This window comes from Rhodococcus erythropolis R138, from assembly GCF_000696675.2.
Taxonomy (GTDB): domain Bacteria; phylum Actinomycetota; class Actinomycetes; order Mycobacteriales; family Mycobacteriaceae; genus Rhodococcus_F; species Rhodococcus_F erythropolis.
On sequence record NZ_CP007255.1, the window covers coordinates 586921 to 604509 of the forward strand.

The 17589-nt window shown below is 63.0% G+C and carries 15 protein-coding genes; 5 read left to right on the plus strand and 10 right to left on the minus strand.

Annotated features, from left to right (window positions below; genetic code table 11):
* Position 1 precedes the first annotated feature (1 nt).
* On the plus strand, positions 2-601 hold the full coding sequence (locus H351_RS02690; protein ID WP_029254119.1) for a histidine phosphatase family protein: 600 nt from the start codon (positions 2-4) through the stop codon (positions 599-601).
* On the opposite strand, the gene H351_RS02695 is transcribed toward H351_RS02690, so the two are convergent.
* The 6 genes from H351_RS02695 to H351_RS02720 all read right to left on the minus strand — a co-directional run bounded on the left by H351_RS02695 (position 602) and on the right by H351_RS02720 (position 8218).
* Complete coding sequence (locus H351_RS02695) at positions 602-1591, minus strand: ABC transporter ATP-binding protein (RefSeq protein ID WP_021332638.1); 990 nt, start codon at positions 1589-1591, stop codon at positions 602-604.
* Positions 1591-2688 carry an ABC transporter ATP-binding protein gene (locus H351_RS02700; protein WP_020905655.1) on the minus strand — a complete coding sequence of 366 codons (1098 nt, stop codon included), beginning with the start codon at positions 2686-2688 and terminating at the stop codon, positions 1591-1593. The genes H351_RS02695 and H351_RS02700 overlap by 1 nt, the downstream gene beginning before the upstream one ends.
* Complete coding sequence (locus H351_RS02705; protein WP_020968023.1) at positions 2685-3779, minus strand: ABC transporter permease; 1095 nt, start codon at positions 3777-3779, stop codon at positions 2685-2687. Before H351_RS02705 ends, H351_RS02700 begins: the two co-directional genes overlap by 4 nt.
* Positions 3772-4728, minus strand: a complete 957-nt coding sequence (locus H351_RS02710; protein WP_019746259.1) for an ABC transporter permease — start codon at positions 4726-4728, stop codon at positions 3772-3774. The genes H351_RS02705 and H351_RS02710 overlap by 8 nt, the downstream gene beginning before the upstream one ends.
* Before the next feature lie 92 nt (positions 4729-4820).
* Complete coding sequence (locus H351_RS02715; protein ID WP_020968021.1) at positions 4821-6440, minus strand: ABC transporter substrate-binding protein; 1620 nt, start codon at positions 6438-6440, stop codon at positions 4821-4823.
* Between the two features lie 182 nt (positions 6441-6622).
* A complete protein-coding gene (locus tag H351_RS02720) occupies positions 6623-8218 on the minus strand; it encodes a Na+/H+ antiporter (RefSeq protein ID WP_020905652.1) in 1596 nt (531 codons plus the stop codon).
* A 26-nt stretch (positions 8219-8244) separates the two neighbouring features.
* On the opposite strand from H351_RS02720, the gene H351_RS02725 reads away from it, so the two are divergent.
* Together H351_RS02725 and H351_RS02730 are read left to right on the plus strand one after the other, a co-directional pair.
* Positions 8245-8565 (plus strand): UBP-type zinc finger domain-containing protein, encoded by a 321-nt coding sequence (locus H351_RS02725; protein ID WP_029256849.1) that lies wholly within the window; start codon positions 8245-8247, stop codon positions 8563-8565.
* Between the two features lie 292 nt (positions 8566-8857).
* Positions 8858-11170, plus strand: a complete 2313-nt coding sequence (locus tag H351_RS02730) for a transketolase-like TK C-terminal-containing protein (RefSeq protein WP_029256848.1) — start codon at positions 8858-8860, stop codon at positions 11168-11170.
* A gap of 73 nt (positions 11171-11243) precedes the next feature.
* On the opposite strand, the gene H351_RS02735 is transcribed toward H351_RS02730, so the two are convergent.
* Positions 11244-12863: an ABC transporter substrate-binding protein gene (locus H351_RS02735; RefSeq protein WP_029256847.1), complete on the minus strand. Its 1620-nt coding sequence runs from the start codon at positions 12861-12863 to the stop codon at positions 11244-11246.
* Positions 12864-13224: 361 nt separating this feature from the next.
* Here H351_RS02735 and H351_RS02740 point away from each other — a divergent pair, with 361 nt between their 5' ends.
* Positions 13225-14127 carry an SDR family NAD(P)-dependent oxidoreductase gene (locus tag H351_RS02740; protein ID WP_029256846.1) on the plus strand — a complete coding sequence of 301 codons (903 nt, stop codon included), beginning with the start codon at positions 13225-13227 and terminating at the stop codon, positions 14125-14127.
* A gap of 1 nt (position 14128) precedes the next feature.
* On the opposite strand, the gene H351_RS02745 is transcribed toward H351_RS02740, so the two are convergent.
* A complete protein-coding gene (locus H351_RS02745; RefSeq protein ID WP_029256845.1) occupies positions 14129-14854 on the minus strand; it encodes a single stranded DNA-binding domain-containing protein in 726 nt (241 codons plus the stop codon).
* A 150-nt stretch (positions 14855-15004) separates the two neighbouring features.
* The gene (locus H351_RS02750; protein ID WP_020968016.1) at positions 15005-15877 is read right to left on the minus strand and encodes a hypothetical protein; all 873 of its coding nucleotides are present in this window, start codon (positions 15875-15877) and stop codon (positions 15005-15007) included.
* Positions 15878-16089: 212 nt separating this feature from the next.
* Between H351_RS02750 and H351_RS02755 the strand changes: the two genes are divergently transcribed.
* Entirely contained in the window at positions 16090-16650 is a 561-nt protein-coding gene (locus tag H351_RS02755) for a DUF732 domain-containing protein (protein WP_029256844.1), read from the plus strand.
* Here the strand turns inward: H351_RS02755 and H351_RS02760 are convergent, their stop codons facing one another.
* Entirely contained in the window at positions 16651-17547 is an 897-nt protein-coding gene (locus H351_RS02760; RefSeq protein ID WP_020905644.1) for a cutinase family protein, read from the minus strand.
* Positions 17548-17589 lie beyond the last annotated feature (42 nt).

Below are 17589 nucleotides of genomic sequence, written 5' to 3' on the forward strand. Positions count from 1 at the left end.
GGTGCAACTACTCCTGATCCGACACGCGCTCCCCGAACTCGCCGAGGTCACCGAAGGCTTCGCCGATCCCTCACTGACCGACGCCGGTCGCGTGCAGGCACTTCGGCTGCCTGCGGCATTGGCCCCCTACCGGATCACCGGGCTCTTCAGTAGCCCGCAGAAGCGCGCACTCGAGACCGCGGACCCGGTAGCGCAGGCATTGGATCTTCCGGTCACCCAGCTCGAGGGTCTGGCGGAGTACGACTACGAGCAGCCCCACTACATCCCGATGCACGAGGTCTTGGAACGCGCACCGGAAACGTATGCGCGCATCAAGGCCGGATGGCTACCCGAGTCGGTGGACGGCGACACTTTTCGTGCGCGAGTCCTCGGTGCGATCGACGACGTCGTAGCCGCAACCGACAACAACGCCACCGTGGCGATCTTCTGCCACGGCGGCGTCATCAATATCGTTCTGCAGGAACTACTCGGGCTGGAGCGTCCGTTGACCTTCCCGATCGAGTACGTGTCCGTCACGCGAATTCTTGTTTCCCGGGACGGAAGCCGCAGGGTCGGGTCGATCAACGAAACCGGTCACGTACGCAACATGCTTCGCGTGTAGTCACACGTTGTGGCACGCCACCTGATGACCGCCCTGGACGAGACGAAGTTCGGGAACTTCCTCGGCGCAGAGATCCGTGGCCAGCGGGCACCGCGTGCGGAACCGGCAGCCGCTGGGCGGATTGAGCGGCGACGGCAGCTCGATAACCTTCTGCTCGACGTTCTGCGCTGCGGTGACGGTGGCATCAGGATCGGGAATCGACGACAGCAGTAGCTGCGTGTACGGGTGCAGCGCGCGGTTCTGCATGTCTTCTGCGGGAACGATTTCGCAGACGCGGCCCAAGTACATGATCATCACGCGGTCGCTGATGTTCTTCACGACGGCCATGTTGTGCGCGATGAACAGCAAAGACAGCCCGTGACGCTTCTTCGCATCCTCGAGCAGGTTCAGAATCTGCGCCTGCACGGAGACGTCGAGGCTCGAGACCGGCTCGTCACAGATCAGGACCTTGGGGTCCAGCATCAACGCGCGGGCGATGCACACACGCTGGCACTGACCACCCGAGAGTTCCCGCGGGGTCCGGTCCCACACCATGTCCGGGTCCAACCCGACCTCGGCAAGAACCTCGCGTGCCCGAGCTTCGATGGCGGCCTTGTCTTTTCCGCCCCAGATCGACGGACCCTCGGTGATGAGAGCCTTGACCTTGCGACGAGGGTTCAGGGAGGAGATCGGGTCCTGGAAGATCATCTGCAACTGAGTGCGACTGCGACGCAGTTCTTCCGCGCCCAGTGCCGTCATTTCGGTCTCTCCGAGGCGAATGGAGCCCGACGTCGGTGAGGGCAACTGCATGATCGCCCGGCCCGCTGTGGACTTGCCACAGCCGGATTCACCGACAACGCCCAATGTTTCACCCGGAGCGACGGTGAAGCTGATCCCGGACACGGCGTGAACGGTCTGCCCCTTGCCGACGTTGAATTCGACGACCAGGTCCTCGACCGTCAGGGCCGCGTCCACCGTCTCGGGCTTTCTGGTTTCGGTTGCTGCAGTCATCAGACCATCTCCTTCACCGCGAGCGAGAGACCCGCTGCGGTAGTGCCGGCCTTCTCGTTGGCGACCAATGCCGTTGTGCCTTCAGGGGTGTCGACCGGGTAGTGGCACGCGAACGTGTGGCTTTCGGTTGTGTTGTCTCCCAGGCCACCGGGAGCCAGAGCCGGTTCGCCGGTCAGGCAGTCGTCCTGGGCGTACCGGCAGCGAGCGGCGAAGCGGCAACCGGTGATCGGCTTCGTCATGTCCGGCAGTCCACCCGGAATTGTCTGCAGCACTGTGTGCGTCGGCGATTCGAGTCGCGGAATCGCGGCCATAAGCGCTTCGGTGTACGGGTGGCGTGGACGAGTGAACAACTCTTCGGTGGCCGACGTTTCCACGACGGAACCGGCGTACATGACGGCGACACGATCCGACCGACCCGAGACCACACCGAGGTCGTGGCTGATCAGGATGACGGCCATGTTGAGCTTGTCGTTGAGCGAGGCGAGCAGGTCGAGGATCTGCTTCTGCACGGTCACGTCGAGAGCTGTGGTCGGCTCGTCCGCGATCAGCAGTTTCGGCTCGCAGGCCAGGGCCATCGCGATGACCACACGCTGACGCATACCGCCCGAAAGTTCGTGGGGGTACTGATCGAGCCGACGCTTGGGCTCGGGGATACCCACCATCGACAGGAGTTCCGCAGCGCGATCGCGGGCCGCGTCCTTCTTCAGACCCAGGTGGAACTTCAAGGATTCGGTGATGTGGGTACCGATGCGCTTGAACGGATTGAGCGAGGTCATCGGATCCTGGAAGACCATGGCGATCTCGGGTCCCCAGAAGTGCTTCATCTCCGACTTCTTCATGGTCGACATGTCGCGGCCGGCAAACGTCACCGTCCCGCTGATGTCCAGAGCCGGACCCTTCTGCAGCAGACCCATGATGGTGCGTCCGAGAACCGACTTGCCAGAACCGGATTCACCCACGATACCGAGAGTTTCACCGGCGGAAACGTGGATCGAGACACCGTCGACTGCTCGCAACTGGCCACGCGGAGTGGCGAATACGGTCCTGATGTTGTCCGCCTGCAGTAGCGGAACGCCGTTCTGAACTGAAGTGGTCACAGCTTACTCCGATACTTCTCGCCGATGAGGTTGAAGGAGAACACCGTCAGGAAGAGGAAGACGCCGGGAACCAGAACGATGAACGGATGCTTCTCCACGATCCCACCCTGGCCCTCCGCAATCATGTTGCCCCAGGTCGGATCAGGTTGTGCGATACCGAGTCCGAGGAAGCTGAGTGATGCTTCCGCGACGATCAGGCCGGAGACGGCCACCAGGCCGAGCGCGGCGACCGGAACGAGGACGTTGGGAACCAACTCGCGCCAGATGACGCGCCATTTGGTGGCGCCCATGGCCCGCGCGGCAAGCACGAACTCCCGTTGGGCGACGACGATGGTGTTGGCCCTGGCGATTCGAACCATGCTGGGAATGCAGAGAATCGAGAGTGCGAGGGTGATGTTGCGCAGGTTCGACGTGAGCACCGCGGCCAGTGCGATCAACAGCACCAGAGAAGGAATGGCCAGCAGCGAGTTGGTCAGGATTCCGACGACTGCGTCGACCTTGCCGCGGAAGTAACCGGCCATGACGCCGATGGTGCCGCCGATGATCATGCCGATCAGTACGGCGCAGATGGCCACGGTCAAGGATGCCCTGGCACCGAACAAAGCGCGGGCAAGCAGGTCGAGACCGAAGTTGTTGGTACCCAACGGGTGATCGGAGAGCAGGCTCGGCGAGGCGAAGCCCGGCTCGGCCAAGGTCTTGACCGTGTCCTTGTACTCACCGAGCGGCAGCAGCGGTGCGAAGATCGCGGCCAGGATCAGCGCGGCCAGCCAGATGCACGCCAACCAGTACGAGAGATCGAACTGACTGCCCCACTTGGACGTACCGAGCTTGCCGAGACCCTTGAAGAGGAAAACCAGGGCAACGAGCGCGAGCACGATGCGGACGGTCATCATGATGGCCGAACCGAAGAGTGCGGTGCCGAGCAGCGCAACGCCGATCACCGTGAGAATCGATCCGATCAGGACCAGATTCTTGGGCTGTTCCAACGTCTCGACGGGACCGGGAGCCAGCAGGACTGTCTGCTGCCGGTATGTCATCACCTCGGACGGGGCCGGCGACGGGGCCGCTCCGTCTGGCGTCACTTCAGACATGGACACGACGACTCCTCGGGTCAAGATAGGTGTACAGAACATCGATCGCACTGTTGACGAGGACGTAGATGACCGCGATCACGACCACCGCGCCAAGCAGCATCGGCGAATCACCTTGCTGCGCTGCGCGGACGATGAGCGTGCCCATTCCGGGCAACGAGAACAGCGTCTCGACGATCACGGTGCTGCCGATCATGCCGCCGAGAGCCAGACCCATCATCGTGATGAGCGAGAACGACGACGGTCGGAGCGCGTCACTGAAAAGCACTCGCAGCGTGGGCATTCCCTTCGCCTTCGAAGCGAGGATGTAATCCTCACGGAGCGTCGTCACCAGATCGGATCGGAGAACGCGAGTGAACATCGCCATCTCGAGGAGGCTGATGGTGATAGCCGGGAGTATTGCGTGTGAGAGGTTTCCGGAGAGGCTGTCCCCGATGCGCACCCACTGTGATCGCGGGAACCAGCCGAGCCAATTGACGGTGACCATGATCAGCAACAGACCGGCGAGGAAGCTCGGGACGGAAAGAACACCGAACGTCGCGGCGCTGATGACGCGGTCGATGACGCCGCCTTCGTGGTGCGCCGACCAGAGTGCGAGCGGCACGGCGACGACGAGTGCGATGACCAGACCCATCACGGCCAACTGAACGCTGACGGGCAGTGCCGAGCCGATCGCAGTCAGAACGTCCTGCTGCGGGGGAACAAGCGAATTACCGAGGTCGCCCTGGAGAGCGCTGGTCAGCCAGTCCCAATAGCGAACCAGGAGTGGATCGTTGAGCCCGAGCTGCTGCCGAACTTCCTCGTACTCGGCGGGCGTTCGGCCTTCACCTAGAACGGAGACAGCAGGATCGCCGGGGATCAGTGATGCCAGCACGAAGGTTCCGAAGCTGACGATCAGGATCACAATGACGAGCTGGCCCAATTTCTTACCTATTGCGCCGATGTTCATCGATTTCGTCTCCTTCGGACAGCGAGCTCGCAATACACAGCAGTTCCTCTGATTTCAGGTCTTGGTTCAAGCTCTCCAGGACTTCAGGCTCTCTAGGACTTCCAAGCTCCGTCGAAGAGCACGATTCCGTCGAGACTCTGCTCGAGACCGTGAACGTTCTGGTTCCAGACGTCAAGTGCGGCGACGTTGCCCCACACCTGCCACGGGACGGTCTCGTTGGCGCGTTCCTGAATCTGTGCCAGGACTGCCTTCTTGTCGTCGTCGGTGGTTGCGACGCCCAACTTGTCCAGGAGAGCGTCCATTTCGGCGTCGGAGTAGCCGGTGGCGTTGTTACGGCCGCCGGACTTGATGCCCGTGTACAGACGCTCGTAGGGATCGGCCTCGGCGAGGCTCAGTGCTGCGGTGCTCATGTCGTAGTCGTGATCGGCATACATCCGCTTGACCAGATCACCTGCACCGGTGACGTATTCGATCTGAGCGTCGAATCCGACAGCGTTGAGCATTGCCTGGATGGCCAGAGCCGTTGCCTGGGCGGACGGTTCCTGGATGGAGAGGAAGGTGATCTTTCCGTCGTAGCCGTCGGCCTTGGCCTGATCGAGCAGTTCCTTCGCCTTGGCGGGATCGACGCCGATCGGTGCGACGTCGTTGTGCCAGCGCGAGGTGTCCTGGAAGATCTCCTGGCCGGGCAGTCCCTTGCCGTTGTTGACGCGGGTGTTGAGCGTTTCCGGATCGACGGCAAGCGCCATCGCCTGGCGGACACGAACATCCGAGCCCGGGCGACCTGGGGCCATGTTCACGTTGGCGATGTAACCGAGCGACGGGATGTCGACGAAGCCGGGGTAACCCGACTCGATCAGATCCAGGATCGGGGTGAGCGTACGCATGTACGCGGCGTCGATGCCGCCGGTCTTGAGGGCTTCAGCGGTGGGCTGAGCGCCGACGATGCTGATCAGCTTGAGCTTGTCGATGTTCGGTGCGCCGTCGTAGTAGTCGGGGCGAGCAGCCAACAGCAGTTCCTCGTTGGGAGCGAACTTCTCGAGAGTGAACGCGCCGGCACCGATCGGGGTGAACTGATCGCCCTGCTGGGCGCTCGGCGCGACGATCATGCCGGGTCCGGTAGCGAGCATCGACTGGATGCCCGTCCACGGATCAACGAGGTTGAAGACGACGGTCGTCGCGTCGGGGGTGTCGATCGAGGCAACCTTGGAAGCCCACAGGCTCGACTGCGGCCCCTTGTTGGTGACGTAGCGGTTGATACTGTCCGCCACTGCCTTGGAATCGAAAGCTGTTCCGTCGCTGAATTTCACACCGTCGCGGAGCTTCAGCGTCCAGGTCTTGCTGTCCGAACTCGCTTCGAGCGACTGGGCGAGCTTGGGCTCGAACTTCTGCCCGATGGGGTCGTAGCGCATGAGCACGTCGTAGATGGCGCTGAGCTCGCTGCCGCCGGTGGCGCCGGCAACCTGAGCCTTCGCGGGATCGAGAGTCGTGACCGCCGAGTAGCCGCTGAACGTCAGCGTGCCGCCCTTGGTGGGAGTGCCGGGGTCGGCCTGCTCGTTGACCATGCCGATCTTCAGCGAGGAACCGGAATCAGCGGATTCGCCGCCGCCATTGCTCGAGCCGTTGTCGGCGCACGACGCCAGGAACATACTTGCGGTGATCGCCAGCGCAGCCGCAGCCAATCTGCGACTTCCGCGGCGGGAACTACGACTCATTCGAATGCCTCCAAGGCGGGGTAAGACCGTGACGTGATGTTGAACACGAAACAGTCTGTGACGGGAGGCACAGAAAATTGGATCGAGTCTCGCTCAGTGGAATCGGTTAAGTTGCAGGCCTCAACGGCCAGGTAAACCGACCCTGGCCAGCGATTACCCTCACCGACATCAGACCAGCCGGTCTAGTCCCGGTCGAGCGTGGCTTCCTCGAGATCGAGCTCTCGAAGTACCTTGCGGAGAACCTCGTCGTCGATCCGGCCGGCATCGCGCTCGGCGATGAACACACCTCGCTCGGCATCGATCATCTCGAGGCGCAGCGAGCGGAAGGCGTTCGACGGGCTCTCCCCCAGATCCTCGTCGCTGCGTCCCAGTCGCTCCCACGCCGAGTTCGCGCGGTGGGTGTTCCAGCTCCGCAAAATGTCCGCGGCGCGATTGCGGACCTGAGGGACGTCGTCGGCGTCTGCTCCGACCAATTCGTCCAACCGGGCCGCAGCAGCGCGTGCAGCCTTGTCCTGAGCCGCAGCCTCGGCGCGTGCGTCGGACTGCTCCTCGTCTCCTTGCACACCGAGGACACGGATGACCCACGGCAATGTCAGGCCGTGCAGCAGCAGCGTGCCGACCACGACGACAAACGTCAGGAACAGGATCAGCGAACGGCCCGGGAAGTCTTCACCACTGTTGACCGTCAACGGAATCGCGAAGGCAGCAGCCAGCGACACGACCCCTCGCATACCGGCCCACGACACGACGAACACTGCCCGCGCCGAAATCTCCGGCTCCCTCGCTCGGATACGGGGCGACAGCCAACGCGGTACATACGTGAACGGGAACACCCAGGCGATCCGCACCACCACGACGGTCACGAGCACGGCAATCGACGCCCAGACGACGATCGAGGTGCTGTACCCCTGCAATCCGTTGACAACACTGGGCAATTGGAGCCCGATCAACAGGAAGACGAACGATTCCAGGATCAGGTCGACGGCCTTCCACACTGCAGTGTCCTGCAAGCGCGTCGCATAACTCGCGCGGGTCGAGCGCTGGCCGAGGAACAATCCGGCCACGACGACCGCGATGACGCCCGACGCGTGGACCTCTTCTGCAGCCAGGTAGGTGAAGAACGGCACCACCAATCCGATTCCACTCTCCATCACCGGATCCTGCAGTTTGCCGCGAACCTTCGAGATGACAAAGCCCACCGCGAGGCCGATCACCGTTCCACCGACCGCTGCGACGAGGAAGGTCTCGAAGCCGCCGATCAGTGTCGCACCGGTACCCACCGCCGCGGCGAGAGCAACCTTGTAGGCCGTCAGAGCGGTGGCGTCGTTGAGCAGGCTCTCCCCGCCCAGCAGGGTCATGATTCGGCGCGGCAGACCGAGCTTGCGTCCGATTGCACTCGCGGACACCGCGTCCGGCGGCGCCACGATGGCGCCGAGAACCAGTGCGGCCGCAATCGAGAACTCCGGCACGATCAGGTAGGCGACAAAGCCCACCGCTGCCGTCGTCGCCAGGGGCAGCCCCACTGCGAGAAATCCGATCGGACGCAGATTGGACCGCAGTGCCAGGTATGAACTGTCCAGCGCCGCCGAGTAGAGAAGTGGAGGCAACACGACGAACAGGACGAGGTCCGGATCGAGCTCCAACTCCGGAACACCTGGTATCTGGCAGGCGATCAAACCGACCAGGACAAGGATCAGCGGCGAAGACAATCCGAACCTTCGCGCGACCGCCGCCACCAGCAACGCCGCTACTACAACCCCCAGTAATATGCCGTTCACTCTGGCAGCATGCAGTATGGAAGGCGATGAAGAAAATCCTGAAGCGAGCAGCAGCTCGCACACAGCAGCCCGCACCCGCTCCGACCGGTTGCGAGGAACTAACCAATGCGCCCGAAACGGACCCGGCGGCGCTGACGCCCGGCGTCTGCCAGGAGTGCGCCGAGTTGGGCGAGGATAACTGGTCTCACCTGCGCATGTGCCTGTCCTGCGGCCACGTCGGGTGCTGCGATTCCAGCCCCCATCAGCACGCGACCAACCACTATCGCGACACCGCGCACCCGATCATGCGCTCGCACGAGCCCGGCGAATCCTGGCGCTGGTGCTACGTCCACGATCTGATGGATTGAGCGCGCACGACTCGCATTGTGCTGCGCATAGTGCCCACCTCGCACGGCGCACAGGGCCCGGTGTTGCGCACATTGCTCAATCCACTGGGTAGCTATTGCCCAATCTGTATGCCGATGATGGACTTTGACGCAGAATCTGCACAACAGATCGACAGGTGCGGCTGGACTTTGCCGCGCCGAACGGTTCGGCCTCAGGAAGTCCTGCCAAACATCACAACCACATCGTCGGCCCCATGATCTGGGGTACAGGCGGTGTGGCGATCGATGTCAACTATTGAAGGCAGGACCGGCCGTGAACAGCCCCAGCATCAACCAGAACGCTCCCGATCCACTGGCGGAGATCGAGAAGCGTGTTCTGTGGTTGTCGACCGCGATGATCCATCACGCCAACCGTGTCCGTCCGAATCCCAGTGGGCTCAAAGTCGGCGGCCACCAGGCCTCGTGCGCGTCGATGGTCTCGATCATGACGTCGCTGTGGTTCGGCCAACTTCGTTCCGGCGACCGGGTTTCCGTCAAGCCGCACGCGGCTCCGGTGCTCCACGGCATCAACTATCTGCTCGGTGAACTCGAGGAGTCGTACCTGACAACGCTGCGCGAGTTCGGGGGCCTGCAGAGCTACCCGAGTCGATCAAAAGATCCTGATCCGGTGGACTATTCGACCGGATCGGTGGGAATCGGTGCGACGGCTCCCATCTGGGGCGCCATCGCACGCCGATACGTCGACGCCTCCCTCGGCGGCGCCGGAACCGGGCGTCAGTACTCCCTTGTCGGTGACGCCGAACTCGACGAGGGCGCTGTGTGGGAAGCAGTTCTCGATCATTCGGTTGCCGAACTGGGTGAGATCGTGTGGATCGTCGACCTCAACCGCCAATCACTCGACCGGGTGGTGCCGAACATCGCGGCAACCCGCCTGGAGCGCATGTTCTCGGGCGCCGGCTGGCAGGTCATCACCGTGAAATTCGGCGCGCTCCTGGAATCACTTTTCACCCGGCCGGGCGGCACCGCGTTGCGCGAACGAATCCTGGACATGCCGAATCCGGAGTATCAGCGTCTGCTGCGATGCACGGCCGACGAGGTCCGTCTGAGGCTGCCCGGCGACGCGGCGGACGCCGACGCGATCACGTCGCTGATCAACGACCTCGACGACGCCACGGTGCTCGAGGCCATCCGCAATCTCGGTGGCCACGACCTCGACGCTCTGCGAGAGGCGTACGCGCAGATCGACGACACCCGCCCCACCGTGATCATCGCGTACACGATCAAGGGCCGGGGCCTGCCGACGCAGGGCCATCCGCAGAACCACTCGTCGCTGCTCACCACCGAGCAGTACGAGATTCTGGCGGCGGAACTCGGCATGGATCCGTCGAAGCCCTGGGAACGGTTCGAGGCGGACGGCCCGTCCGGCCGCATCTGCGCCGAAACCGCTGGGCGCCTGGCTCGCCCGAAGGTGGAGCATCTGGTGCCCCCGGCAGTTCCGGCGGACATCGGCCGTACCCCCTCCGGCACATCCACCACTCAGGCAGCTCTCGGTCGGGTGCTACTCGACCTGAGCCGAGAGGCGCCGGACGCCGCGAAACGTGTTGTCACACTGAGCCCGGACGTCAGTTCCACCACCAACCTGGCAGGGTGGCTGAACAAGGTCGGGGTCTGGTCCCCCAACGAGCGGCACAACTGGTTTGCCGACGACGCCGAAACGATCATGCACTGGCGTGAGAAGCCCACCGGTCAGCACATGGAACTCGGTATCGCCGAGACCAACCTGGTCGGGCTGATGGGCGAACTCGGTGCAACCTGGAGTCGCTGGGGCCAGCCGCTCTTCCCGATCGGCGTGATGTACGACCCCTTCATCGAGCGGGCTCTCGAACCGTGGTCGTACGGCATCTACGCCGGTGGACAGTCGATCATGGTCGGCACTCCGTCGGGCGTCACCCTGGCAGCCGAAGGCGGTGCGCACCAGTCGATCAAGACTCCGTCCATCGGACTCGAACAGCCGGGGTGCGTCAGTTTCGAACCGGCATTCGCCGTCGACGTGGAGTGGACGCTCCTCGACAGCATCGGACGCCTCGGCCGACCAGACGGCAGCTCGTCGTATCTGCGTCTGTCGACCCGTCCGGTCGATCAGGCCTTGGCCGCGGTGCCGACCGATCCGGCTGCGCGAGAACGCCGTCGACGTCAGGTGGTGGCCGGCGCGTACACGCTGCGGCACAACCCTGATCCGGCCATCACCCTGGTCGGTATGGGTGCCACCGTCACCGAAACACTTGTCGCCGCCGAAAGACTGGGCGAGCAAGGTATTTCCGCCGATGTCGTGTGCGTGACCAGCCCCGGCTTGCTCTTCGAAGCACTCCAGTCTCGGCGCGGTCTCGCGGACGGTCCGTCATGGATCCTGGATCAGGTCTTTCCGAGTAGCCGGTCCGCGCCGATGGTCACCGTTCTCGACGGGCACCCGCACACCCTCGCGTTCCTGACGGGAATCAACAACGTTCCGGGGGCTGCGCTCGGAGTGAGCCGGTTCGGTCAGGTCGGTTCACTCGAAGACGTCTACCGGTACCACGGACTCGACTCCGACAGCATCGTCCGCGCTGCCCTCGATCTCACTTCTTGACCAATCACACTCTCCGATGCCGAGAAGCGTCCCCGCAGGGACGCTTCTCGGGTTTGGTCACTTCTTCAGGTGTCTAGTTCTTCCAGGCCTTGTCGAAGAACATGATTCCGTCCAGGCTCTGCTGAATGCCGTGGACGTTCTGTCCCCACACACCGAGCCACGGAGTGTTGCCGTAAACCTGCCACGGCACAACCTCATTGGCGCGCTCCTGAATCTTGGCGAGCACCTCGATCTTCGCGTCGTTCGACGTCGCTACACCCAGCTGGTCGAGCAGCGTATCCATCTCGGGGTCGGAGAAACTCGCGGCGTTGTTTCGCCCACCGGTCTTGAGATTCGAGTACAGACGCTCGAAGGGATCGGCTTCCGCGAGGTTGGCGGAACCTGTTGCCATGTCGAAGTCGCGGTCGGCGTACAAACGCTTGACGACGTCGGCAACCGAGTTGACGTACTCGATCTGGAAATCGAAACCGACGGCGTTGGCCATCGACTGCAGAGCCAGAGCCATCGCCTGCGCCGAATTCTCCTGCAGCGTCAGGTATGTGATCTTGCCGTCGAAACCGTCGGCCTTGGCCTCGTCGAGAAACTGCTTCGCCTTGGCGGTGTCTACGCCGATCGGAGCGACGTCGTTGTGCCAGCGAGAGGTGTCCTGGAAGATGACCTGGCCGGGTAGACCCTTACCTTCGTTGAGTCGGTTGTCGAGAGCGACGGGATCGGTCGCGAGCGCCAATGCCTGACGCACCCGCACGTCGGCACCGGGACGACCGGGAGCCGTGTTGACGAGCGAGAGGTACGACAGCGACGGGATGTCGACGAAGCCTGGGTAGCCGGAGTCGATCAGATCCAGGACGTTCGGAAGCGAACGCATGTACGCGACGTCGGTGCCGCCGCTCTTGAGGGATTCGGTGGTGGACTGTGAACCGACGATGCTGATCAACCGCAGCTTGTCCACGTTCGGGGCACCGTCGAAGTAGTCTTCCCGAGCGTCGAGGATCAATTCCTCGTTGGGAGCGAACTTCTCGAGGGTGAACGCGCCCGCGCCGATCGGGGTGAACTGATCGCCCTGCTGGGCGCTCGGCGCGACGATCATGCCGGGTCCGGTGGAGAGCAGTGACTCGATACCGGTCCACGGGTCGACAAGATTGAAGACGACCGTCGACGCGTCCGGGGTGTCGACCGACGCAACCTTCGACGCGTACAGGCTCGACTGCGGCCCCTTGTTGGTGACGTAGCGATTGAGGCTCGCCGAAACGGCCGCCGAATCCACCGGAGTCCCGTCGCTGAACTTCACACCGTCGCGCAGTTCGAGAGTCCACGTCTTGAAATCGGAACTCGGTTCCATCGACTCCGCGAGTTTCGGAACAAATTCCTTCGACGCCGGGTCGTAGCGCAGCAAGGTGTCGTAGATGGCGCCCAGCTCCGAACCGGCGACCGAACCGGCGATCTGCGTCTTCGCGGGGTCGAGATTCGTGACAGCGGAATACCCGCTGAACGTGAGCGTGCCACCCTTGACCGCGTCACCCTCGTCGGACTGCTCGTTGACCGGGCCGATGGACAACCCTGAACCGGAATCCGGTGCGTCGCCGCTCCCACCCCCGTTCCCGCTGTCAGCGCACGACGAGACGAACAGGCCGGCGGAGACAGCCAGCGCGACGGCGGCAACCTTGCGGTGACCGCGCCGAGAACTGCGACTCATTCAAAACCTCCAGGTCAGAAACTGTGATGTGAAGCATTGTCGAGACAGTTTGTGACGTAAGGCACAGGGATTAGTTGCAGGTCCCGCTCAGTGGAATGTAGCGAGAAGATTGTTCAGTTTTCGAGCGACATTTGCAGGTCGGGCCGTTAGCGAAGGTCAGGAATTCATTCCGATTCGAGTGTCCTCAACGGGTGAACCGCCGGAGCACCGTCGAGGAGTGGGCAGCCGCGGCCAGTGCAACCTGCAGATGTGCGCACTCTAACGACTCGTACGACACGAAGCTCCCTCATCGGATACCTTTCGCAGAGGGGAAGTCAGCTAGAGACACACGCCGCAAACGTACACACGAAAAGGGCAACCAATGGGGCTACTGAAGGACGTCACCGGCTGGCGACGCGGCACGAAGTTGCAGCGTCGACTACGCGACCTCACCGGCACGCTCGTAGTTGTCACCGGTGCAGGCAGCGGCATCGGGCGTGAAACGGCCCTCGCCTTCGCGGCCCAGGGAGCTATCGTCGTCGTCTCCGACATCAACCTCGAAAGCGCGCAGGACACTGCGGCACTCATCAACACACCCACTCAGGCCAGCGGAGCCGAAGCGGTGTTCGGTGGCGGTTCGCACGCCTACCAGGTCGACGTGTCCGACGAACAGGCCGTGATCCGATTCGCGGAGACAGTCGCGGCGCATCACGGCGTGCCGGACGTCGTCGTCAACAACGCTGGAATCGGGTTCTCCGGGACATTCGCCGACACCGAGCAGCGCCAGTTCGAGCGCGTCATGGACATCAACTTCTGGGGAGTTGTCTACGGCTGCCGGGCATTCACCCCGATGATGATCGCCCGGGGAACCGGCGGACACGTCGTCAACCTGTCCTCGGCCGCCGCCTACACGCCACAGAAGGCACTCACCGCGTATTCGACAAGCAAGGCAGCGGTATTCATGCTCTCGGATTGCCTAAGGGCAGAGCTACTTCCACACGGCATCGGCGTCAGCACCATCTGCCCCGGCCTCGTGCACACGAACATCCTCAAGACCACCGAGTTCGCCGGGACCACCGCCGAAGAACAACTCGAAAATCAAACCAAGGTCGACAACTTCTACCGCAAACGAAACTTCACCCCCGACCGGGTGGCCAGTGCCATCGTGAAAGCAGTTCGCACGAACAAGGCCGTGGTGCCCGTGACCGTCGAAGCCAAGCTCGGACGCACGATCAGCCGGTTGTCTCCCGGGTCGATGCGCGTCGGAGCTCGGTTCGAGATCTAGGTCAGCTTCCGAAACTCAGGCTGCCCGTGAAACCCTGCTGCACATCGGCTTCCGAACGGGGAAGAACCTCGTAGGTGCTGGCGTACTGGCCGCTGAAGCCGGTGACGGTGATCGGGCGTCCGACTGCAATGGCGTCGACGTCGATTCCGGTCTGGGTGTTGACGAAGATGACGGTGTTTCCGTCGACGCCGGACACCAGGATCTTGTGGCCGTACGGCAGATCGTCGACGACGGGTCCGCTCACGATCCCGGACACCGTCACGAGACGGCCTTCGCTGCCCTCACCGATTGCATTGAGGGGCAATCGCGCCGGGCTGATCTGGGTGGTCGTGCCGATTACCTCGACGGCAGTCGGGCGGACGACGAGCAGGCCTTCCTGATCCGCGAGGACTCCGGTGACCTGAACCTGATCGCCGAGAGCAATCCCGGAGTTGTTCGGATCGCTGATGTAAATGCCCGAATTGCCGCTCTGGAGACCAAAGCCCTTGTCGTAGAAGCTGGATTCGAACACTCCGGACGGCGTAGTCGCGGTTCCGACGACGGTGACCGTCGTTCCGATGGCCTGCGCACGGGCTGCCGCGATGGAGTCCGCGGACACCTCACCGACAACTGCTGCCGGCTCCGCCGTTGCTGCGGTGCCGACAAACATGGTGGCTGCGGCAGCAACTGCCAGTGCCGTCACACCTCGACGCAGGACCGGACCGGCAAGAACGCTGTCTCGAAACATGTTTGAGGACTCCCCTGTGATTTCGTGGCCGCGCAGGTCCTCCTGATGGAGTGCCGCCTTCGCCCACCCTGAGGCACAGGTTATTACAGGTCGGACGCCGCAGCGGTGGTGACATTCCGTCACCACCGCTGCGTCTAGGCATCCGAGTTTCTAGGAACCGGAGCTTCCGGACGAACCGCTCGAGCCACTGGAACCACTGGATCCTGTTCCGCCACCGAGATCGTCGAGAGGATCGCTACCGGTGAGCCCGCCCGGATACAGGTAGGCGTCGGAGATCGTGCTGAGCGAGGTTCCGGAAGTGGCCGGCACCTTTGCTCGCCAGTTGACGATCGGATTCAGCACTCCGAACGGTCCGCAACCACTGGCAGCGGGCAGCGCGAAGCCGGTGGCCTCGTTCCCGACCGGGCTCACCTTCAGCGCAGTCGACGGAAGCACCGTGTAGGTCGGTACTACTGACGGGTCAGGCGCGAGACGGAGATTCACCGGTGCCGCCGCGGAACCCAGGTAGCAGTTGTCACCGAGGAACGCGTTGTTGATCTTCATCCGCACCGGGATGCTCAGATCCATGTCGGTGATGATTCCGTTGAGGGTCGGCGCAGCCGTTGCCTCCACCTCGGCCGTTACTGCGGCCAGGCCGAAGAGATTGCCGAACGGAAGATCGATTCCCAGAACGCCGCCGGGAACCGTCAGCGGCTTGGAGTAGACACCGTTGTGTCCGTCGTCGCGCGGGAGAAGAACGGTGGACTCACCTTCACCGGAGCCGGCCTCGGCGGCAATGATCATGTCGCCTTTTCCGATCGGGAGGTTGAAGCCGTTGTTGTCGAAGGTTCCGCTCTGAACCACTACCGACACACAGGATTCGGCAGTAGCCGGACACACTGCGGCGCCCGGTACCGAATTGTCGACCGGGTCCTGAGCCGAGGCCATCGGCGCTGCAAAAGCCAGCACTGCACCTGCGGTACCTGCAATAACGGCCACGCGCGTGCCGAGACGTCTGTTGCCGTTCTTGTGAGATTTCTGCACTGATTTCTCCCTGCCGTTTATGTGATGGGGGACGAAACTCGCAGTCATTGCTTGTGTTTCGACCGCCGCCGACAAGGTCTTGCGGTGTGCTCCTACTCACAAGTAACAACTGAACAGATGTATATCACAGGACTTCGACTTAAAAACAGGGCAAAAGGGAGTTTCCTTAAAACGGACAAACTAAGCGGTACGGTGTGTAACACTCACGGGTGATGAACACGAACAGACTGGTCCTCTGCGTCGCGGCAGCGGGCCTACTCCTCAGCGGCTGCAGCAGCCAATCCGACAGCAACGCAGCGGAATCCACATCTGCTGCCACCAGCACCACGGTGGCGGCAACGTCGAGTTCGACTGCTCCCAGTTCGCTCCCCGAATTGCCGACCAGCCCACTCGCCGAACCTGCGGAAGCAGCGCCGAGCGTCGTCGAATCGACGCCCCCGCAGGTGTCGCTTCCGGTAGCGCCACCGGTAGCGCCACCGGCGAACGCACCGATCGACGCACGCTCACCGGACGAGATCGTCGCGAACGCAGGCGAGAAGGGACAGCGGTACATCGCTGCACTACGTCTGGCCGGGATCCCGCCCGCCGGAATGGATTCCGCCGAGATCCTCTACGCCGACGGCACCTGCAAGGCTCTGGCCGACGGCATGCCGCGGTCCGAGGTGCTGGCGGAGTTCAACTCCGTCGGCGAGGTGTACTCACAGATCACGCCGATGTCTTCGCAGCGGATCGCCGAGATCTACGTCGACACCGCGGAGCAGACGTACTGCTGATCAGGCTTTGCCGGCCAACCAGTTGTGCAGCCAGGATGTAGCCGAATTGCCTGCGCCGTCAACAACGTAACGCGTGTAGTCGGTGTGAACCTGCGAGCCGTAGAAGGCGACCAGTTGATCGACGCGCCGCGAGTTCGCGCCTGGATCGAGCTGAGCCATCAGTGCGGGGAGTCCGCCTGCAGTGACCAGATCGTTCACGATCACGGCGGCCTCGTCGCGAAGCGAGAGAGCGTTTGCCGGAGTGGGGTCGGAAACCTGAGCCATGAACCCGGCCAGACGCATCACGAAATCGTCCTTGGGCGTCGAGCAGTACAGATCACCGACGGCGCACAGCGTCACCGTTTTGCCTGACAGCCAACCGAATCCACCGATGCGAGCGCCGCTGGCTCCGTTGCCTCCGACAGCAGGTCCGATCAGGACGTCTGACTCGGAGCGGCGGGGATCGGACAGGAGGCCGACGCCCTCGACGCGAGTCGGGGGAACAACGCCGATGCCGGTTCCGATCTCGGCTGCGAGATCGCCTGCCGCGTCGGCGCCCTGGCTGTATCCGACGATCGCGAAGCGGGTGTCACCGCACGAGGCGGCCATCGCGGCGATCATGCCGCGGGCGTTGTCGACTGCCTGCTGCTTCGACTTGGCGTAGACGTTGGACTCCCACGGGAAGGCCGTTGCCGAGTACGTGACGTAATCGGTGCGTACGGAACCGGGAAGGCCGTTGGTGACCGGGGCAAGCATGCCGGCACCGGGAGAAGTACCCGAAGGCTCCCAGGTTCCAGGAATGGCCACGACGTACAGACCGGGGCAGGGATCAGCCGACGCCACGGGAGAACTGACAACCGGTACCACTACTGCCGCAGCTAGTGCCGACAACACCGCAACGAGACGCCTCGCACGCATGAAACTCCCCTGATTTAACTTAAGCAACCCATACACCACTAT

What these genes read in the sequence shown, in the direction of transcription:
- H351_RS02735 (WP_029256847.1), bottom strand. Translation starts at nt 12,863, where the DNA reads ATGAGTCGCAGTTCTCGGCGCGGTCACCGCAAGGTTGCCGCCGTCGCG.
- H351_RS02725 (WP_029256849.1), top strand. Translation starts at nt 8,245, where the DNA reads ATGAAGAAAATCCTGAAGCGAGCAGCAGCTCGCACACAGCAGCCCGCA.
- H351_RS02695 (WP_021332638.1), bottom strand. Translation starts at nt 1,591, where the DNA reads ATGACTGCAGCAACCGAAACCAGAAAGCCCGAGACGGTGGACGCGGCC.
- H351_RS02715 (WP_020968021.1), bottom strand. Translation starts at nt 6,440, where the DNA reads ATGAGTCGTAGTTCCCGCCGCGGAAGTCGCAGATTGGCTGCGGCTGCG.
- H351_RS02740 (WP_029256846.1), top strand. Translation starts at nt 13,225, where the DNA reads ATGGGGCTACTGAAGGACGTCACCGGCTGGCGACGCGGCACGAAGTTG.
- H351_RS02710 (WP_019746259.1), bottom strand. Translation starts at nt 4,728, where the DNA reads ATGAACATCGGCGCAATAGGTAAGAAATTGGGCCAGCTCGTCATTGTG.
- H351_RS02760 (WP_020905644.1), bottom strand. Translation starts at nt 17,547, where the DNA reads ATGCGTGCGAGGCGTCTCGTTGCGGTGTTGTCGGCACTAGCTGCGGCA.
- H351_RS02705 (WP_020968023.1), bottom strand. Translation starts at nt 3,779, where the DNA reads ATGTCTGAAGTGACGCCAGACGGAGCGGCCCCGTCGCCGGCCCCGTCC.
- H351_RS02745 (WP_029256845.1), bottom strand. Translation starts at nt 14,854, where the DNA reads ATGTTTCGAGACAGCGTTCTTGCCGGTCCGGTCCTGCGTCGAGGTGTG.
- H351_RS02755 (WP_029256844.1), top strand. Translation starts at nt 16,090, where the DNA reads ATGAACACGAACAGACTGGTCCTCTGCGTCGCGGCAGCGGGCCTACTC.